Source organism: Ruegeria sp. D3, assembly GCF_056534465.1.
The window spans coordinates 20320-38350 of sequence record NZ_JBQFPK010000013.1; the positions used below are offsets into that span (position 1 = coordinate 20320).

Annotated in this window: 12 protein-coding genes and 1 pseudogene; 4 read left to right on the plus strand and 9 right to left on the minus strand. The window is 56.5% G+C overall.

The annotated features are described in order from the left end of the window. Positions 1 to 51 precede the first annotated feature (51 nt). Together ACR0DX_RS17620 and ACR0DX_RS17625 are read right to left on the minus strand one after the other, a co-directional pair. Complete coding sequence (locus tag ACR0DX_RS17620) at positions 52 to 1260, minus strand: Hint domain-containing protein (protein WP_480846895.1); 1209 nt, start codon at positions 1258 to 1260, stop codon at positions 52 to 54. A gap of 349 nt (positions 1261 to 1609) precedes the next feature. After that, entirely contained in the window at positions 1610 to 2287 is a 678-nt protein-coding gene (locus tag ACR0DX_RS17625; protein ID WP_170356412.1) for a type 1 glutamine amidotransferase domain-containing protein, read from the minus strand. A 255-nt stretch (positions 2288 to 2542) separates the two neighbouring features. On the opposite strand from ACR0DX_RS17625, the gene ACR0DX_RS17630 reads away from it, so the two are divergent. Next, positions 2543 to 3124: a TetR/AcrR family transcriptional regulator gene (locus tag ACR0DX_RS17630; RefSeq protein WP_170356411.1), complete on the plus strand. Its 582-nt coding sequence runs from the start codon at positions 2543 to 2545 to the stop codon at positions 3122 to 3124. An 8-nt stretch (positions 3125 to 3132) separates the two neighbouring features. Here the strand turns inward: ACR0DX_RS17630 and ACR0DX_RS17635 are convergent, their stop codons facing one another. The 7 genes from ACR0DX_RS17635 to ACR0DX_RS17665 form a co-directional block, all read right to left on the minus strand. Then, entirely contained in the window at positions 3133 to 3804 is a 672-nt protein-coding gene (locus ACR0DX_RS17635) for an NAD-dependent epimerase/dehydratase family protein (protein WP_480846898.1), read from the minus strand. Positions 3805 to 3943: 139 nt separating this feature from the next. Continuing rightward, on the minus strand, positions 3944 to 6457 hold the full coding sequence (locus ACR0DX_RS17640; protein ID WP_170724803.1) for a CoA transferase: 2514 nt from the start codon (positions 6455 to 6457) through the stop codon (positions 3944 to 3946). A gap of 100 nt (positions 6458 to 6557) precedes the next feature. Next, positions 6558 to 8213, minus strand: coding sequence for a GMC family oxidoreductase N-terminal domain-containing protein (locus ACR0DX_RS17645; protein WP_170356408.1), 1656 nt, complete (start codon positions 8211 to 8213; stop codon positions 6558 to 6560). A 16-nt stretch (positions 8214 to 8229) separates the two neighbouring features. Further along, positions 8230 to 9729 carry a CoA-acylating methylmalonate-semialdehyde dehydrogenase gene (locus ACR0DX_RS17650; RefSeq protein ID WP_170356407.1) on the minus strand — a complete coding sequence of 500 codons (1500 nt, stop codon included), beginning with the start codon at positions 9727 to 9729 and terminating at the stop codon, positions 8230 to 8232. 198 nt (positions 9730 to 9927) lie between these two features. Beyond that, complete coding sequence (locus tag ACR0DX_RS17655; protein WP_170356406.1) at positions 9928 to 10734, minus strand: crotonase/enoyl-CoA hydratase family protein; 807 nt, start codon at positions 10732 to 10734, stop codon at positions 9928 to 9930. 116 nt (positions 10735 to 10850) lie between these two features. Further along, positions 10851 to 12506 carry a BCCT family transporter gene (locus tag ACR0DX_RS17660; protein WP_170356405.1) on the minus strand — a complete coding sequence of 552 codons (1656 nt, stop codon included), beginning with the start codon at positions 12504 to 12506 and terminating at the stop codon, positions 10851 to 10853. A gap of 195 nt (positions 12507 to 12701) precedes the next feature. After that, positions 12702 to 14327, minus strand: a complete 1626-nt coding sequence (locus ACR0DX_RS17665; RefSeq protein ID WP_170356404.1) for an AMP-binding protein — start codon at positions 14325 to 14327, stop codon at positions 12702 to 12704. Between the two features lie 286 nt (positions 14328 to 14613). Here ACR0DX_RS17665 and ACR0DX_RS17670 point away from each other — a divergent pair, with 286 nt between their 5' ends. From ACR0DX_RS17670 to ACR0DX_RS17680, 3 genes and pseudogenes are all read left to right on the plus strand, one after another. Further along, positions 14614 to 15504, plus strand: coding sequence for a LysR family transcriptional regulator (locus ACR0DX_RS17670; protein ID WP_170356403.1), 891 nt, complete (start codon positions 14614 to 14616; stop codon positions 15502 to 15504). Between the two features lie 308 nt (positions 15505 to 15812). Further along, positions 15813 to 17357 (plus strand): annotated as a pseudogene (locus ACR0DX_RS17675) (caspase family protein). Continuing rightward, a complete protein-coding gene (locus tag ACR0DX_RS17680) occupies positions 17327 to 18028 on the plus strand; it encodes a hypothetical protein (RefSeq protein ID WP_170356401.1) in 702 nt (233 codons plus the stop codon). The pseudogene ACR0DX_RS17675 and the gene ACR0DX_RS17680 overlap by 31 nt, the downstream one beginning before the upstream one ends. Positions 18029 to 18031: the final 3 nt, after the last annotated feature.

Consider the following 18031-nt stretch of genomic DNA (forward strand, 5'->3'; position numbering starts at 1 on the left):
CACTGGCAAGACAATCGGATCGCACCGACGGACGGCCAAAATCCCTAGGTATCAGAGCGTCAAAATAGGTTTTTCGTTCCTACCATGCCGCTCGACAATGCGCTTTTGATGCTGAGCCGATGGAATAGGAAACGCAGGCTGCCAATGACCAATCTCGAGGGACAGTTCCGGAAAGATCGTCAAGATTTCCTCACGTTGAGCAGCGGTCAGTGAAAGCATTGCTTGTGCGCCCGGCAACATCGTCTCGGTCGGTGCGCTTTCGGCAAATATCACCTCATGCCGATCGCAAAGGATATGGAAATAGCTGACCTCTTTTAGGTCGTCGGCCACTTCGATACCGGGCAATTCTGTCAGTCGGAACGCCGGAATCAAGACATCCTGACTCTCAGTTACCCGCTGTGCAATCTTCGATGAGACCTTCATCCGATGCTGTCGCGATACCAAAAGGTCTTTTGCGGGCAAGGCTCGCCCAAGAGCACCAGCCTGGATACGGACCGGCAACAGCTTGGGATTGGCCAAAAGCTCTTCCAGTTTCACGACACGTGAACCTATCCACCGGATCGCTTCGTATTCACCCGAGTCGGTCAGGACCCGATCCCCTACTGAAAGGTCCTTTATCGCTACCTGGCCTTGGTCCGTCGCAATCATCGCGTCGCCTTGAATGCAGACAAAAGTAGCCGTGAGCGTCGCATCCGAAATCTGAGTATCGCCATCAAGAAAATTACCGGAAGTCAGCCCGATGAAAACCGAACGGTCATCAGTAAGGAAGCTGTCTAGCTCCGCCTCAGTGAATGTTCGTGAACCGACCTGTGTCCCGTCAATTGACCAATTCATTGTCCGCGAACTGGCATCCCAGCTGATAAAGTATGAGTGTTCGTTGCCATCATTCAGATCGACCGGCAGCGCATTGTTCGGCGCCGAAATATCACTGGTAGATTGAAAAATGTTTCCGTCTGTGTCGACGATATGGCTATGGTTGTCCGAAGTTTCGTCACCCCCGGTTGCGGCGTTATTTAAAAAGGTGTCGAATTCGATCCCAATACCATCGTCAATTCCCCCAGTGCCGATTTGCCGACCAACCCCACCCAATGCGTTCGCACCGTCAGCGTCGTTGTGAAGCACAACAGCAAACCCGTCTGCACCCGTTAAAGTAGCATTCAATGTGAACGTAAAATCTTCGTTCAAGGAAATCTGCTGATTGTAAAACGCGGAACCAATAGACGGATCACCACCAGGCTCTTCAACAGAACCATCCAGCAAATCCAGATCATCACCCGCGCCCGTGGCGTCCCCGTTCAAGGTACCATTTTCAGTGTTCAAAATGATCGTCGAGGGCATGTGTTTCTCCTCACTGCAGAGCGCTGCGAAAGGCGGCTCTGAGTTTTTAAAACGCAGTTTCTATCGATTACTGCGGCTTGGATAAAATACAAGTTTGAAAAGACACTTACGCTTTACGGTAAGTGAATCGGCGAACCCATGCAACTGACGAAAACGAGATTGGTCAACAGGTGACAAATTGGCGAAAGTCCGGGCGTCATAGAATGACTTAAGAAACAGTCAGACGGAACAAAAGTATCAGGGCCGTCCGAAGGCGGCCCTGAAGAAATGGTCAGCTTACAGCAGCCAACAAAATTGCTGCCGCATCTTCCGATGACGCAGGATTTTGGCCAGTGATCAACAACCCATCTTCGACGACGTGCGGCATCCAATCCTCCCCAGAAGAAAATTTAGCGCCGTTTTCCTTGAGCATATCTTCAACTAAAAAGGGTACGATTTCAGTCAATTCCACAGCAGCTTCTTCAGAATTTGTGAAGCCCGTCACAGTCTTGCCCGCCACCAGCGACAGGCCATCAGGGCCTTTGACGTTTTTCAAGACGCCGGGGGCATGGCAAACCAACGACACAGGTTTACCAGCGCCATGGAAGGCTTCGATCAGGGCAATCGACTTCGCGTCTTCGGCGAGATCCCACAATGGGCCGTGGCCGCCGGGATAGAAGAGCGCGTCATAGTCTTCTGCATTGACGTCCGCCAGCTTTTCAGTCGTCGCCAATTGAACCATTGCCTCTGCATCTGCCTCAAATGCCCGTGTGGCATCTGTCTGGAAACCTTCATCTGCGCTTTTGGGGTCAAGAGGCGGCAATCCGCCCTTGGGAGACGCCAATGTGATCTGAGCTCCTGCGTTTTTGAAAACGTAATAAGGAGCCGCCAGCTCTTCGAGCCAAAACCCGGTTTTCATCCCGGTATCACCGAGTTTGTCATGCGAAGTGAGAACCATCAGGATTTTCATGATTATGATCCATAAATGTTGCTTATATGTGTGTCCGCCCTTCCTTGGCCTGCAGCAACGAGAGGAGTGAGTCGCAACAGGGTAAGGTCGGTGAGCACTTCCACTATCCTTTATTAGACCGGTCGTCTAGTGATAACTTTCTGGCCCCCACCATACTGGCATAGAATATGTTGTAGCCAACTGAGATATTGCGAACAGAGAAGATTGTTATTAGACTGTTCGTCTAGTGAAATCAAATTCGCCTGAAGTAAACACATGAACACACGGTCTAATATCGTTACAGCGGGCCAGACCTTGATCGGCCAAAAAGGTTTCAGCGCCGTAGGGCTTGCCGAAATCCTGAAGTCAGCCGGCGTTCCCAAGGGGTCATTCTATCATTTCTTTGCGTCTAAGGACGCATTCGGCGCCGCCGTATTAGACGATTACTTTGATGCCTATCATGCCGAAATGGACGAGATGTTTGGCATGCAAGGGCTCACACCGGGCGAAAAACTCATGCTGTATTTTGCCAACTGGCGCGAACACCAGAGGCTTAACGACTGTCAGGGCAGATGCCTGGCCGTCAAATTGGGAGCAGAGGTTTCAGACTTCTCAGAGACCATGCGTCATGCGTTAAAGCAAGGAACGGACGGCATTATCTCGCGCCTTGCAAATGTAATCGAAACTGGAAGGGAAGACGGTTCGCTGCGGCCTCCTTCTTCCAGTGAAGAAGCTGCCGCCAATCTGTACGCTCTTTGGGTCGGCGCGAGCATCATGGTCAAAATCTCACGTGAGCAAGACGCCTTCGACGCGGCGCTGATAAACACGCGGCGGATGTTGAAAATGGCTGCGAGCTGACACAGGCCTCATATACTTTCTAGCTTGTCACTGGTGTACACGGTGACTCCGTTCGCGGCGGTATGGGCGATTGTGCCAACTGCCCGCGCGACCTGGCTGGCCTTGATGGGTCGATATTTTTTGAGTGGACCACATAGAAGAAAATTAAAGTGAGGCATAATGCGACCGGCCCATTTTTCTTTGAATCGATGGTCCAAGCGATCACCCAGCAACAAAGATGGTCTAAGTATATCGACAGAAGGATACCCAATCCTGGCGAGGTCACGTTCTGTCTCGCCTTTGACATGTACATAGTAACTGGTAGACCCGATCCTTGCTCCCATTGAAGACACTAAAAGAAACCGCGTGGCCCCCCGTTCGATACGCAATTTGGGCGCAATGCAGTACATAGTCATGGTCGATCTCGCGGAATGCCTCACGACCCCGGCCACTTTCTGAGTTGTTCCAAGGCAAGAAAACACTGTGTCCGCACAAAGGCGCGCGGCGACCGCTTCGATAGAACCCTTGTCCGCCAGAACCTGGACAACCTTGTGTCCTTCGTACCTAATTGGTTTGCGATCGACACAAACAACGCGTTCCCAGCGTTCGTCACGTATTAGCAAGTCGACCAGTGCTCTGCCGACAAGTCCGGTTCCTCCAAAAACAAGAGCAGTCCCAGACATGAACGGAACCTCCAGCATCCATGGTTTGGGTTATGGTTTTCGTTCGATAGACGATCACCGGTCAACCCAAGGAATTTGTGACGCTAAGGAATAACCGAACATAGGCGCGCGAAAGTAAGCGGCACCTTGGGATCAAGATACCGCTTAGGTCTTTTTATTAACTGGGCAGGTATTCCCTGCTCCAGCTCTCGCTGACCGTGCCATCGTTTAACATTCCGTCAATGGCTGCGTCGTCATAGCCCAGCTCCTGCAGAACCGCCCGCGTGGACGCGCCGAATTTCTCGGCCGGGTCCAGCGCATAGACCGTTCCGCGCACAGGGCGGATGGCAAAGGGGTCCAGCTGCGTGACCGTGTGGCCGCTGGGGTGATCTTCGCGCACCGAGAAGGAATAGCTGCCCCGGTCGATCCCCGGCGTGCCATCCGCAGGCCGCGCGTTGTAATAGCGCAGCGACTCGATGTTTTCGCAGATCGTTCCACCCACATCCGCCGCCTGCAGACGTTCCGCCCAGTCGCTGGCGCGAGCCTGATAAAAGGCGTTGGCCAGAAAGGCGTCGCGGTCCTCGGGGGCGACCTCTTCGAACCCTTCCAGACCCTCGACCGAAGCCAGACGGGGCACATCGTGTTCGTAGGCGCTCAGCAGGATGAAACGGTCGGACGAGGTATAGTAAAAGCGGGTCAGCGCGTCATAGCCGTTGAACTCACGGCCCGCCGGTTCGTCAAACAGCCCCCGGCGTTCATGGTCATAGCAATAGGGGATCTGCGCCAGACCGCTGAGCGCCGCCAGCGAGGTGCGCGGACGCCCGACCTGACCGGTTTTAAGCTTTTGGTACAGCGCCGTCGCCACACCAAGCGAGCCGCCAAAGCCGCACATGACGTCAATGGTGCCCACATGCGCGTGTTCCTCGGGCGTCTCCATCGAGCCGCCAAAGCGCAGCATGATGCCTGTGGTGGCCTGCACCAGATCGTCATAGCCCAGATAGTTCGACCGCGGCCCCCGGCGGACGCCGCCAAAGCAATCCATCTTGCAGAAGATCGCATCGGGGTTCATTCTGGCCAGGTTTTCGCGGTCCAGACCCATCGACTGCACCTGCGCGTCGGTCGCATTCCAAACGATGACATCGACGGATTTCACCAGTTTCTCAAAGATCGCGCGACCTTCGGGCGATTTCATATCCGCCAGAACCGAGCGTTTGCCCGAACCATGTGTCAGGCTGAAAATCACCGTGTTCCAGCAGTCATAAAACGGCTTGGCCGGGTCCAGCTTGATCACCTCGGCCCCGAAACGGGCCAGATAGGACACGGAATGCGGCCCGGCAATCACGTTGCACAGGTCCAAAATGCGGACGCCGTCCAGCCAGCCGGTTTTCTCTTCTTCGGGCACCGGGTCGGGCACCGCGGTTTCATGCGCGCGCAGCGAGGCCAGAGCCGTGTCGAAATCCACCCATTCCCGGCCGCGCGGTTCGAGCATTTCTTCGCCGCTTTCCTCAAGCCAGACCATCGGGCCGGGCTGGATCATGGTGCCAAACTCGGGGTCTTCGACCTCGACCATCAGACCGGCGGTTTCGGCGTGGTCATCGTGAATCCATTCCTGCAACCAGCGCTGGGGCGCGCCGGGGAATTTGCCGCGGCCGAAAATCCGCTCCCATTCCTTTGAGGTCCGTGTCAGGAACACCTCTTTCATCCGCTCGGCGATCTTGTCGGCCCATTCCTTTGGCAGCGGATAGACGCCCAGCGACACGTCGTTCTTCCACTCAGACATGGGCAGATAGGTGTCTTCTTCCTCGGTCAGCCCTTCCTCGACCAGCTCATCATAGATGCCAAGCTTCTTGAGGCAGCGCTTGGCGTGGTCCTTGTGGCTAGGGCAGACCACATAGAACATCCGCCCGTCTTTACACTTGTAGGACCGGTAGAACGGGTCCAGCAATTCCTGCAGGTCTTCGTAGCTGACATTCATAGGCAGACCTTCGACTCGGCGCCGCTCGATCTCAAGCTCGCGCTGGGTCTTATAGCGGTCGGGATAGTCCTCGATCTTGATCGAGTTATAGCTGAGCCCTTCCATCACGGCCGAGGCCAGCGGCACCTCGATCTGGTCGCCATACCCGGTACGCTCGCGCGATTGCAGCGCCAGCACGACCGAAGAGGCGGCCAGCATCGTGCCGTAGGCCGAGGCCAGCGGCAGCGGCGAAAAGGACGGATTGATCCCCATCAGCACCCGGTTCAGACCCATATCCGTGAACACGCCCGAGGACGCAGCGATGACGCTTTCATAGGCCCGCCATTCGCGGCGCAGCTCGTCATTCGAGGCAAAACCGGGGATCGACAGAGTGATCAGTTCAGGGCGGGCTTTACGCATCTCGGCGAAATCCAGACCCATGCGGGTCATGGTGCCTGGACGGAAGCTTTCGACCAGAATATCAGCCTCGGCGATCAACTGGCGGACCTGATCCATACCTTCGTCGGTTTTCAGGTCCAGCGTCACAATCTGTTTGTTGCGATTCAGCGTCGCATTGGCCGGGCTCTCCCACAGCGGACCACCGGGGATTTCCACCCGGATCACGGTCGCGCCGAAATCGGCCAGCACCATGGCAACGGCCGGGCCAGCGATATATTGACCAAAATCGATCACCTTGACACCGGCAAGCGGCAGCTCCGTGGACGTGTGACGTGTCATGTGCATTATCCCTGCAAAATGTCGGACCCGCAGCCCGATATGACGTGAAAAGCCCCGGGTCCGCCCATGAACCCGAGGCCAGATTTTTATGAGCGCCGCGTTAGCGGCCCGCCTGAATCCACCGCGCCGCCTTTTCCGCAATCATCAGGGTCGGAGCGTTGGTATTGCCGCTGGTGATCTCGGGCATGATCGAGGCATCGACCACGCGCAATCCCTTGATCCCCTTGACCTTGAGCTGAGGGTCAACCACGGCCGTCGGATCATCCGCGCTGCCCATCTTGGCGGTGCCGACGGGGTGAAAGATCGTGTTGGCGATATCGCCCGCCAGCTTGGCCAGCTCCTCATCGGACTGGTACTGGGTCCCCGGTTTCCATTCCTGCGGGTTATAGCGCTTCATGGCCGGTTTCGCCATAATTTCACGCACCTGACGCAGGCTGTCAGCGGCGACCTTGCGGTCATCCTCGGTGTCCAGATAATTTGGCGCGATCATCGGTGCGTCGGTATATTTGCCCGACCGGATGCGCACATGGCCACGGCTGGTGGGGTTCAGGTTGCACACGCTGACCGTGATCGCCGAGAAATCATGCAGGTCTTCGCCAAAGGCCTCAAGGCTCAGCGGCTGGACGTGATATTCCAGATTGGCATGCGTGCGGCTGGGGTCCGACCGGGTGAAGGCACCCAGCTGGCTGGGCGACATGCTCATCGGGCCCGAGCGTTGCAGCGCATATTGCAGGCCGATCTTGGCCTTGCCCACCACGCTGTTGGCCAGCGTGTTCAGGGTCTTGGCCCCGTCCACCTTGAACACGGCACGGATCTGCAGGTGATCCTGCAGGTTCTCACCCACGGCGGGCGCGTCCAACACAACGTCGATGCCCTGCGATTTCAGGAACTCACCATCCCCGATGCCCGACAGCTGCAGAATCTGCGGCGAGTTGATGGCCCCGGCGGACAGAATGACCTCGGCCTGCGCCTTGACGGTCACCGGCTGGCCCGCGCGGCGAACAACCGCACCGGAGCAGCGGGTTGCGCCGTCATCGGTGGTTTCAAAGGTCAGACGCTCGACCTGCGCTTCGGTCCAGATGGTCAGGTTCTGACGGTCTTTTGCCGGACGCAGAAACCCTTTGGAGGTGTTCCAGCGCCAGCCCGATTTCTGGTTGACGTCAAAGTAACCGACCCCGGCATTGTCGCCCGAGTTGAAATCGTCGGTCGATTCAATGCCTGCCTCGTTCGCGGCCTTGGCAAAGGAATCCAGCACGTCCCATTGCAGGCGCTGCTTTTCAACGCGCCACTCGCCGCCATGGCCATGCAGGTCAGAAAAGCGGCTGTTGTCGCCGGTCGCCGGATCCGCCCCGCCATCCAGCTTGTAGTGGTTCTCATGCGCCTTGAAGTCGGGCAAAGAGTTCTGCCAGCTCCAATCTTCTTCGCCGCTCAACTTTGCCCAATTGTCAAAGTCACGCGCCTGCCCACGCATGTAGATCATGCCGTTGATCGACGAGCAGCCTCCCAGCGTCTTGCCACGTGGATAGCGCAGCGTTCGGCCGTTCAGGCCCTTGTCGGGCTCGGTCTGGTACAACCAGTCGGTGCGGGGGTTGCCAATGCAGTACAGATACCCGACGGGAATGTGAATCCACGGGTAATTGTCTTTCTTACCAGCTTCCAGCAGCAGGACACGTTTCGACGGATCCTTGCTGAGACGATTGGCCAGCAGGCAGCCAGCGGTGCCGGCTCCCACGACGATATAGTCAAAGGTTTCCATGGTCAGTGCTCCAATCTCAGCGCGCGACGGGCATAGTGAACTCAGCGCCTTTTGAGATGCTTTCAGGCCAGCGCTGCATGATGGACTTCTGCTTGGTGTAGAAGCGGACGCCCTCTTCGCCGTAGGCGTGGGTGTCGCCGAACAGGCTCTTCTTCCAGCCGCCAAAGCCGTGCCAGGCCATCGGCACCGGGATCGGCACGTTCACACCAACCATGCCCACCTGAATCTGACGCCCGAACTCGCGCGCGGCGTTGCCGTCGCGGGTAAAGATGCTGACGCCGTTGCCGAACTCGTGGTCGTTGATCAGCTGCACACCTTCGGCGAAGCTTTCGACGCGGATGCAGGACAGAACCGGGCCAAAGATTTCCTCTTTGTAGATCGTCATGTCCTTGGTCACATTGTCGAACAGCGTGCCGCCCATCCAATAGCCATCCTCGTGACCCTCAACCGTGTAGCCACGGCCATCGACCACCAGATCAGCGCCTTCTTCGACACCTTTGGCAATGTAGCCGGTGATCCGCTCATGCGCCGCTTTGGTGACGATCGGGCCCATCTCGGCGTCCATCTCGACCCCGTTCTTGACCTTCAGCGAGGCCAGACGTTCCGCAATCATCGGCACGATCTTGTCGGCCACGTCGCCCACCAGCGTGGCCACCGAGATCGCCATGCAGCGCTCGCCGGCCGAGCCATAGGCCGCGCCCATCAGCGCATCGACGGCCTTGTCCAGATCGGCGTCGGGCATCACCAGCATGTGGTTCTTGGCCCCACCCAGAGCCTGCACGCGCTTGCCGTGACGGGCGCCGGTCTCGTAGATGTAATTCGCAATCGGGGTCGAGCCGACGAAGGAAATCGCCTGCACGTCGGGGTGCTCCAGCAGCGCGTCCACGGCCACCTTGTCGCCCTGCACCACGTTGAAGACACCATCGGGGAAGCCGGCCTCTTTCATCAGTTCGGCATACATCAGCGACGGCGTCGGATCGGTCGGCGAAGGCTTCAGGACAAACGTGTTGCCCGCCGCAATCGCCACCGGGAACATCCACATCGGCACCATCACCGGGAAGTTGAACGGGGTCACGCCCGCCACCACACCCAACGGCTGGCGCAGGGTCCAGTTGTCGATGCCGGTCGAAACCTGATCAGTGAAATCGCCTTTGAGCAGCTGCGGGATGCCGCAGGCGAACTCGACGATATCGATGCCGCGCTCAACCTCGCCGCGGGCGTCGGTGAAGACCTTGCCATGCTCGGCGGTGATGGCGCGGGCCAGCTCGTCCTTGTGCTCGTTCAGCAGGTTCAGGAACTTGTTCATCAACCGCGCGCGGCGGATCGGAGGCATGTTCGACCACGCCGGAAACGCCGACTTGGCCGCCGCAACCGCCTTGTCCACATCCCCAACCGAGGCCAGATCAACCTGCCCCGTCAGAGCCCCCGTCGCCGGGTTGAACACGTCCTGAGTGTTGGTGCGCGCACCACCATAAACCTCGCCATTGATATAGTGGCCGATTGCAGTCGTCGTCATGGATGCCTCCTCCTTGGGTTGACCTCAATCTGCCAAATCCAAACAAAACAAATCCAATGACTAATCATACCAAGTGATATAAGCAGCGTTAATATAGCACCGGCCGAAAACGTATAATAAATTGTTTTTATTAAATTAATTTTCGGGAAAACGAGTAGATTACGACTCCGTCAGCGCCCAAAGGTGACGCTCGATGCACTAACTGTCGGGTCGAATACGCGCTGCCGTCTTGTTGGCAAACGCCTCAAGTCGCGCGCGGGCATCAGTTTGAGTATTCACCACACCGGCAACGACCGATTCGGCATAGGCCGCGTCCAAAGGAGACATGTTCTGCATGTGGCTGATCGCAGAGCAGATAGCAAAGTTGGTCAACGGCAGGTTCTCAGCCGCGCGGCGAGCAAGGTCCAACGCTTTGTCAAAGCTGGACCCCTCGACACGGTATTGCGCTAGGCCGATTTCAACTGCCTCCTGCCCCTGATAAACGCGGCCCGTCAGCATCATGTCGACCATGCGGGCCTTGCCAACAAGATCAGCCACCCGAATAGTGGCCCCTCCGCCGGTGAACAGCCCACGCTGGCCCTCGGGTAGAGCGAAATAGGTGCTGGCGTCGGCGACACGGATATGCGCCGCACTGGCCAGTTCCAATCCGCCGCCCACAACAGCGCCAGTAAGGGCGGCGATCACGGGAACGCCGCCATATTCCATTTTATTGAACGCTTCATGCCAACGCAGGCAAACATGCATGAAATCAGCAGGACTGCGATCGGCCTGATGGTGCTCGACCAGATCGAGGCCAGCGCAAAAGTGATCGCCTTCACCCGTCAGAACAATCGCCGCGGCGCCAAGTCGAGGCGCGCTGCTGAACAGGTCAACCAGTTCATCAATCGTGGCAATATCCAACGCGTTGCGTTTGTTCGGGCGGTTCAGTCGCACAATCCAGACGCCATCTTCGTGTCGCTCAACGACCAGATTCTTCAGTTCACTCAGTTGGTCGAGGGTCAGCATCGTCTATCCTATGGCTTTTTGTCTGGGTCAAACATCTAACGAATTCTGGGGCCCGCGAAAGGGCGGACACAAAAAAAGGGCGGGCGTTTTTAGGCGCCCGCCCCGATTTTCAAACCTTACTCGGCCGGTTCAGCGGCGTGAACGCTGGTCACGCCCAGCTTTTCACGGCGACTGTCACGGATGATGCCCTTGATCAGTGCAACACCCATCAGCGCCATCACCAGGCTGAACGGCAGCGCTCCGATCACCATTGCGGTCTGGATCGCGCCCAGTCCACCGATGATCAACAAGGCACCAACAACCAACGCCAGAGCCGTGCCCCAGAAGATGATGTGCGGACGGCCTTTGGGGCCTTCGTCACCACCCGAGTTGATGGTGTTCACGATCAGAACAGCCGAGTCTGCCGAAGTGACCAGATAGGTCAGCAGCAGGATCACAACAATTACCGCCATTACCCAGGCAAAGCCAGACGACAGGATCACGTCCAGCATCGCAAACAGCTGTGCCTGCTGACCGGCACCCGAAATCGCGTCACCAGCGGTGCCGTTCAGGGTCAGGTCGATGGCGGTGCCACCAACGATGGTGAACCAGACGAAGCACATCATCGAGGGGATGATGATCGCACCCAGCACGTATTCACGAACGGTCCGCCCGCGCGAGATACGCGCCAGGAACACACCCACGAATGGTGCAAATGCGATCCACCAGGCCCAGTAGAAGACGGACCATCCGCCCTGCCAGCTGGCCAGCGCATCGCCGGTTTCGGTACCATCAGCTTTCCAGACGTTGAACAGCATACCCGGCAACGCCACGATATAGTCGAACAAGCCGACAAACAGTGCTTGCAGGCCGAACAAAGCCGAGCCGAAGATCAAGAAGAACGCCAGCAGGAAGAAGCTGAGGCCCATGTTGATGTTCGACAGCCATTTGATGCCTTTGCCGACGCCCGACAGAGCAGACAAGGTGGACGCACCCATGATGACCAGCAGAGCAACAACGATGGCAGCAGTGGTGGCTTTGCCATCTTCATTCAACAACCAATCGCCAACACCAATCCGGTGCAGACCGGCGACGAACTGTTCAACGCCAAAGCCCAGCGTCTGCGCGACGCCCAGAATGGTGGCAACAACGGCAACGATGTCGATCGCGTGACCCAGCTTACCCGACAGCGCACTGCCGAACAGCGGTGCCAGACCCGAGCGGATGGTCAGCGGCAGGTTGCGGCGGTACGAGAAATACCCCAGCGACAAGCCAACCAGCGCATAGCACGCCCAAGCCGAGAAGCCCCAATGCAGGAACGACCACTTATAGGCATTGCGAACGTTATCAGCCGACGACCCTTCTGCCAGACCCTGAATAACCTCGGGGTTATTGGCAAAGTGGTACATAGGCTCTGCGGTTGCAAACGTCAGCATTCCGATGCCAATCCCCGCCCCGAACATCATCGAGAACCAGGAAAAGCTTGAAAACTCAGGTTTGTCACCGGGCAGGCCCATTTTCAGACGGCCAGTCGACGGGATCAGCGCCAGCACCACACAGACGATGATGAAGAACGCCACGACCCACGTGTACCAGGCCGCAAAGTTAGACAGCAGGAAGCTGTTCATTGCGCCCAAAACACTCGATGCGTTCTCTGGGAAGGCAATCGCCCAGAAGATCAGCGCACCGACTAGGATTTTTGACGCGATGGTGACGTCTTTGCTGAAGCCATCATAAAAGCCGCCTTCGCTGACTTCGATGGGCAACTCCATCAGTGGTGGTTCTTTTGCCATTTATGTTTCTCCTCCGTGATTTCGTAAAACTCGCACTTAAAATAGATGGTCATTAAGCACGATCCGCCCGGCACCTAGGTCTCCGTCTTGTGTATCGAGCGGTGTTTTGTGTTCGAGTGTCTCTCAACCTAAACCCGTTTTTCGCGTCTCAGAGCGTTGATCGCGCAAACGTGCTGCTGGTGTGATTGTATCCATCTACTCCTTTGCGGCTTTGGCGGTTTCCCGCAGCTGGAATTTCTGGATCTTTCCGGTCGATGTCTTGGGCAACTCAGCGAAGATCACCGATTTAGGGGTCTTGAACCCAGCCAGATTTGCGCGACAAAAGCTGATGATTTCTGCTTCGTCAGCCTCATGACCCGGGCGCAGTTCAACAAATGCACATGGCACTTCCCCCCATTTCGGGTCAGCCTTCGCAACAACCGCCGCTGCTTGAACTGCCGGGTGGCGGAATAACACGGCCTCAACCTCGACCGACGAGATGTTTTCGCCCCCCGAAATAATCACATCCTTTAACCGGTCGCGGATTTGGATATAGCCGTCCGGTTGAATAACGGCGGCATCACCAGACCAGAACCATCCATCCTTGAACGCCTTGGCCGTGGCTTCGGGATCTTTGTAATACCCCTTCATCACCGTGTTGCCCCGAATGGCAATCTCGCCTTGCGTTTCGCCGTCGCGCGGAACTTCTTGCCCGGTCTCGCTATCCAGAACCGTCACATCTTCGACCATTGGGAAAGCGATACCCTGCTGGGCTTGCAACTGGGCTTGCTCCTCGGGGTGCTTGTGATCCCATTCATCCTGCCACAAGCACTGCGAGATATGGCCATATGTTTCGGTCAGGCCGTAAACCTGCATGACGTCCAGACCCATCGCCTTGGTCTTTTCCAAGACAGAAGGCGGCGGCGGCGCACCAGCGGTAAGGACACGAATTGCGGGATCAAACGGCGCGGCATCGGTATCTACGTGCTCCGCGATCATCTGAAGTACGATAGGCGCCGCTCCCAAATGGGTGACACCATGGGTCCGGATCGCGTCCAGAACTTTGTCTGCTGCGGGCGTCCGCGTGAAAACCTTGGTTCCGCCCAGAATAGCCATCATCCACGGATGGCCCCAGCCATTACAATGGAACATCGGGACCACAGACAGATAGATCGGATAGTGCGGCATTTCCCAAGCGGCGACAGTACCTAAAGCCATCAGATACGCACCGCGGTGGTGATACACGACGCCCTTCGGGCGCCCCGATGTGCCCGACGTGTAATTCAGAGCGATCGCATCCCATTCACTGGCTGGCGAGACCAACAGATCAGGATCGACAGGAGCAGCGGCGAGGTCCTCGTAGTTTCTGCCACCCAACGTGTCGGACCTTGGCGCATTCACATCGTTGATCTCGACCACTGGGACCGTGCGGCCAAGCCGCTCGAAAGCCTGCGACAGGAGGGGAACGAACTCACGATCAACAATCACCAGTTTGGTATCTGCATGATCCAGAATGTAAGCGATCGTTTCGGCTTCCAACCGTGTATTGAGCGTGTTGAGAACCGCGCCCATCAGCGGGATGGCGAAATGAAGCTCGAACAATTCCGGGATGTTCGGGCTTAGGATAGAAATTGTGTCGCCCTTGGACAAACCCAACGCCTTCAGGCCGCTTGCAACAGCACTCGCCCGAGCGGCTATATCGCTCCAATTGCGGCGAACATCCCCATAGATAACCGCGACACGGTCTCGATGGACCGAGTTTGCCCGCGACAAAAACGAAAGCGGTGAAAGCGGTACAAAGTTCGCTGCATTTTGCGCCAATGCGTCATAGTTGTGCTGCATGGCCTTTCCTCCCAAACGACCAGATCAGTTTTTTAGCTTGCCACCAACTGTTGGCGGCTCAGAACGTTCAGGAAGAAAGCTCAGTGGCACTGTCAGCGCCGAAACAGGAACCCGTCAAGCCACCACACGCCACGAGAAGACGTAGTTAACTTTTTGGAAACCAACCCGGATCACTTCTGGCGCATTGTGTCTTTTTCTGTCTGACTAATTTCTGGTCCGCGTTGTTTAATTAGAATGCGGATTCTGTAAAATATGGAAAAATTTTTAAGGGGTATCGAATTTTTCAATGTCACGACGTACACCGACACTCAAAGGCCTGCGCGCCTTCGAAGAAGTCTACATTCTGGGTAACTTTACTAGGGCCGCCGATGCCCTGAACGTCCAACAGCCAGCAATAAGTTATCAAATCAAACAGTTAGAAGAAGACTTGGGGACTCGCCTTTTCCTGCGAAAAAACGGAAAGCTTGAGCCCACACCGCCAGCGCATGATTTGTTTCACTCGGTTTCACGAGCTTTTGATGGAATCCGCGAGACATCGGCCCGGATTCGACGTGCCGATCAAAAGCAGGTCTGGACGATCGCAACATATGCCGGTGTCGCCGCGCATTGGGTGTCACCCCGCCTACCGGCACTTTCCAAACACCTAAACGTGCGCACCAAAGTCGTAACGCTAGTAACGGATGCTGACTTGTTTCGAGAAGAGGCAAATTGCTGGATTGCATTCGGGGACGGATACTGGCCCGGGTTCGAGTCCCGCCTGTTGATCCGGGAACGTGTTTTCCCGGTCGCGTCGCCCAGCGTCGCCCGGCAGATTCTTAAATTGAAGGACCGGGTTGAAACCGGAGGCGTTCCCTTCATCGAGCTGGAAGACACCGAGCACCGCTGGTTGGACTGGCAATCCTGGCTTGGAGCCAGTTCCGAGAACTGGAACTTCTTGGACAACCGGATCATCGTAAACGATCATGGTATGGCGCTACATCTGGCGCTGGCAGGATCAGGGATCGCACTGGGATGGCACGGCGTTTTACAAGGCCACCTGAACGCCGGCAGTCTTGTTCAACTTTCCCAGTACGAGGCTACCTCCTCCAGTGGATATTGGCTTTTGGGTCGCAAAGGTTTTTTTCAATCCGAAGAAGGTCAGAAAATCTACGATGCCCTCGCTCCAGAAACCGACTAAGGACTGGATAGTGGTTCCCAACACTACTATTGAAAAAGTAACTTTTCTGCAGGATCAATGTCTGTACAAGTCGACATAGTCTATGTTCTGCAAATCTGCCGCTACAGCCCTAAATGCCGGCCAATAAAATGATGCAACAGGACGCGCGCATATTATTGACGCACGGCTTTCAGCGAACCCTCTCGGCTGCTCTCAACAAACACTGCCCGAACAAAAACGCCTAACCGAACCCCGGTGACTGAGCGTCCCAAATCAGATTGTTATCTGTTCATCTGTTGGGCTATCGTGAAATCATGTGCCAGACCCGCATGACCATCGGAATACCCATCATTCTACTGTGTTTGGCTTTGAGTGCGGCACAATCCTACGCAGCCGATCGCGTCGCATTATTGATTGGCAATTCGGACTATGCCACGCAGGAAATGTCGCTGCGCAATTCCGGCAACGATGTCGAAGCTTTGGGCAACACGTTGCAAGAGCTTGGTTTCACAGTCATTTAGGCCACAAACCAAAACGCACGAACCATGCAAGAGGCGGTAGACAAGTTTGGTGCTATCTCAAAAGGCGCTAAGATGGCCGTGTTCTTCTATGCCGGGCATGGGGTACAGATCGGCGGGGCAAATTACCTGATCGGCACCGATTTCAACGGAAATAGCCTGCAGGCACTTAAACGCAGTTCGATCACCTTGGACCGAGTGCGAGACGTTATGACCAAGGCCGGGCCCGATGTCGGCGTCCTGCTTTTGGATGCCTGCCGTAACAATCCGTTTTCCGACAAGGGCCTCGTCGAACATGGCCTTGTCAGAATGCGGGGCGGGGCGGGTTTATTGATAGCCTACGCGACAGACCCAGGAAACGTGGCGTATGACGGGCAAGGAAAGAACAGCGTTTTCACCAATGGGCTACTGGACCATATTGCGACGCCGGACCTGGACGTTCGACTGATGTTGGGTCGTGTCCGCCAGCAAGTGGTTTTGGAAACCGATGGGCGCCAGATCCCTTGGGTCGAGGAATCTGTGCTGGACGAACACAGCTTTGCACCCGGCCTGCCCAACAGTTCGCCCAAAGACGAAATCACTGCCGATCTGGAACATTGGAGACGTATCTCCTCCAGTTCGGACAGCCGGGAATTCGAGACTTACCTGAAAACCTATCCCGATGGGTTGTTTGCCTCATTCGCCCGTGAACAGCTGGCATCCCTTGAAACACCGGCGGCGACTCCGCTGACACCGGTCAGTGCCACATTCACACAGGCCGATCCTCAGAAGCTTGCGACCGCCTTGATGGCATTGGGGCATCTCAAGGAACCGCAGTCACCTGACCTTGGCCCTGCACTGGACAGCTACAGGAGGGGTTTGCCAGCTGCCGAAACAGCCACGCCGGAGCGGCTATTTGAAGACGCGGCTCAGGTTTCGGTGTATCTGGCGGTCACAACGATGCAAAGGCTGCGCACCGACATTATAGCCCTTCGCAGCGTCGAGCGCACGCTGACCATTGCCGAAGATGCTTTGAAGCAAATAGAAGACATCGCCCGTTCAAATGCAGACGCATTGCCGGTTTTGCAACAGGCACGCAGTGATATCTACGACATCTACCGGTCGCGCGGGATCATCCTGCGCCGTCTGGACCAGAGCCGCAGTTATTATGGTGAGGTACTGGCCCGCGCTGTTATTTTTTTTCCACCCGACATTGATGCTTCGATTGTCAATGCTGCATCAGGGTCACGTGATCTCGATTTTGCCAATGCGCAACTGACGCAGGACGCGGGCTTGTTCCTACGGCATGTATCGCAAGCAGATGATAGCAGAAAAGGAAGTTACCAATGGCTGGCCGATCTTATCCCTCCCGAATAGGTGCAAGCCTTGTTGTTGCGACCTTAGTCCTGGCGGCCTGTGGCGACAGCACTCAGACGTCGGCTCCAGCAACCACCCCCTCGGGCATGACACAAGCCGAGGCCAATTTGGTTAAACAGGCCGCAGCCATGCAAAAAACGATCCTGCAGGGCGCAGTCGCCGGTAGCGCGGTAGGCGGAGGGATCGGCTTTGGTCTGGGTGGCAGTGATGATGTGGGCACAGGCATCTCAATCGGTTTTGGCGCCGGGGCTTTAGCAGGGACTTACGTCGCCTTCGTCCAGCGCAGTTATGCAGGGCGCGAGGCGCGTTTGCGACAGATCAAGAAAGACCTGGATCGCAACACAACTGAAATGCAGACGACACTAACCGTTATGAACCAGGTTCTGGCTGCACAGAAAGCCGAACTGGATGCACTGAACGCTAGCATCGCCGCAGGCACGGCCGACCCATCGCAGATCGAAAGAGAACTGGCCGAAGCCAACGGAAACTTGACCCAGATGGAACTGGCCATTGACGGTGCCGCCAAACGACAGGCCGAATTCACCGAGGCCCGCTCTCTTACAATTGCCCGCGGACAGACAACTTCACCAATAGATGCGGATCTTACGGCTTTGTCGAACCAGATCACTCAGATGCGCGGGATCGCCAGTGATCTGGCATCGTCGTTGTGAAGG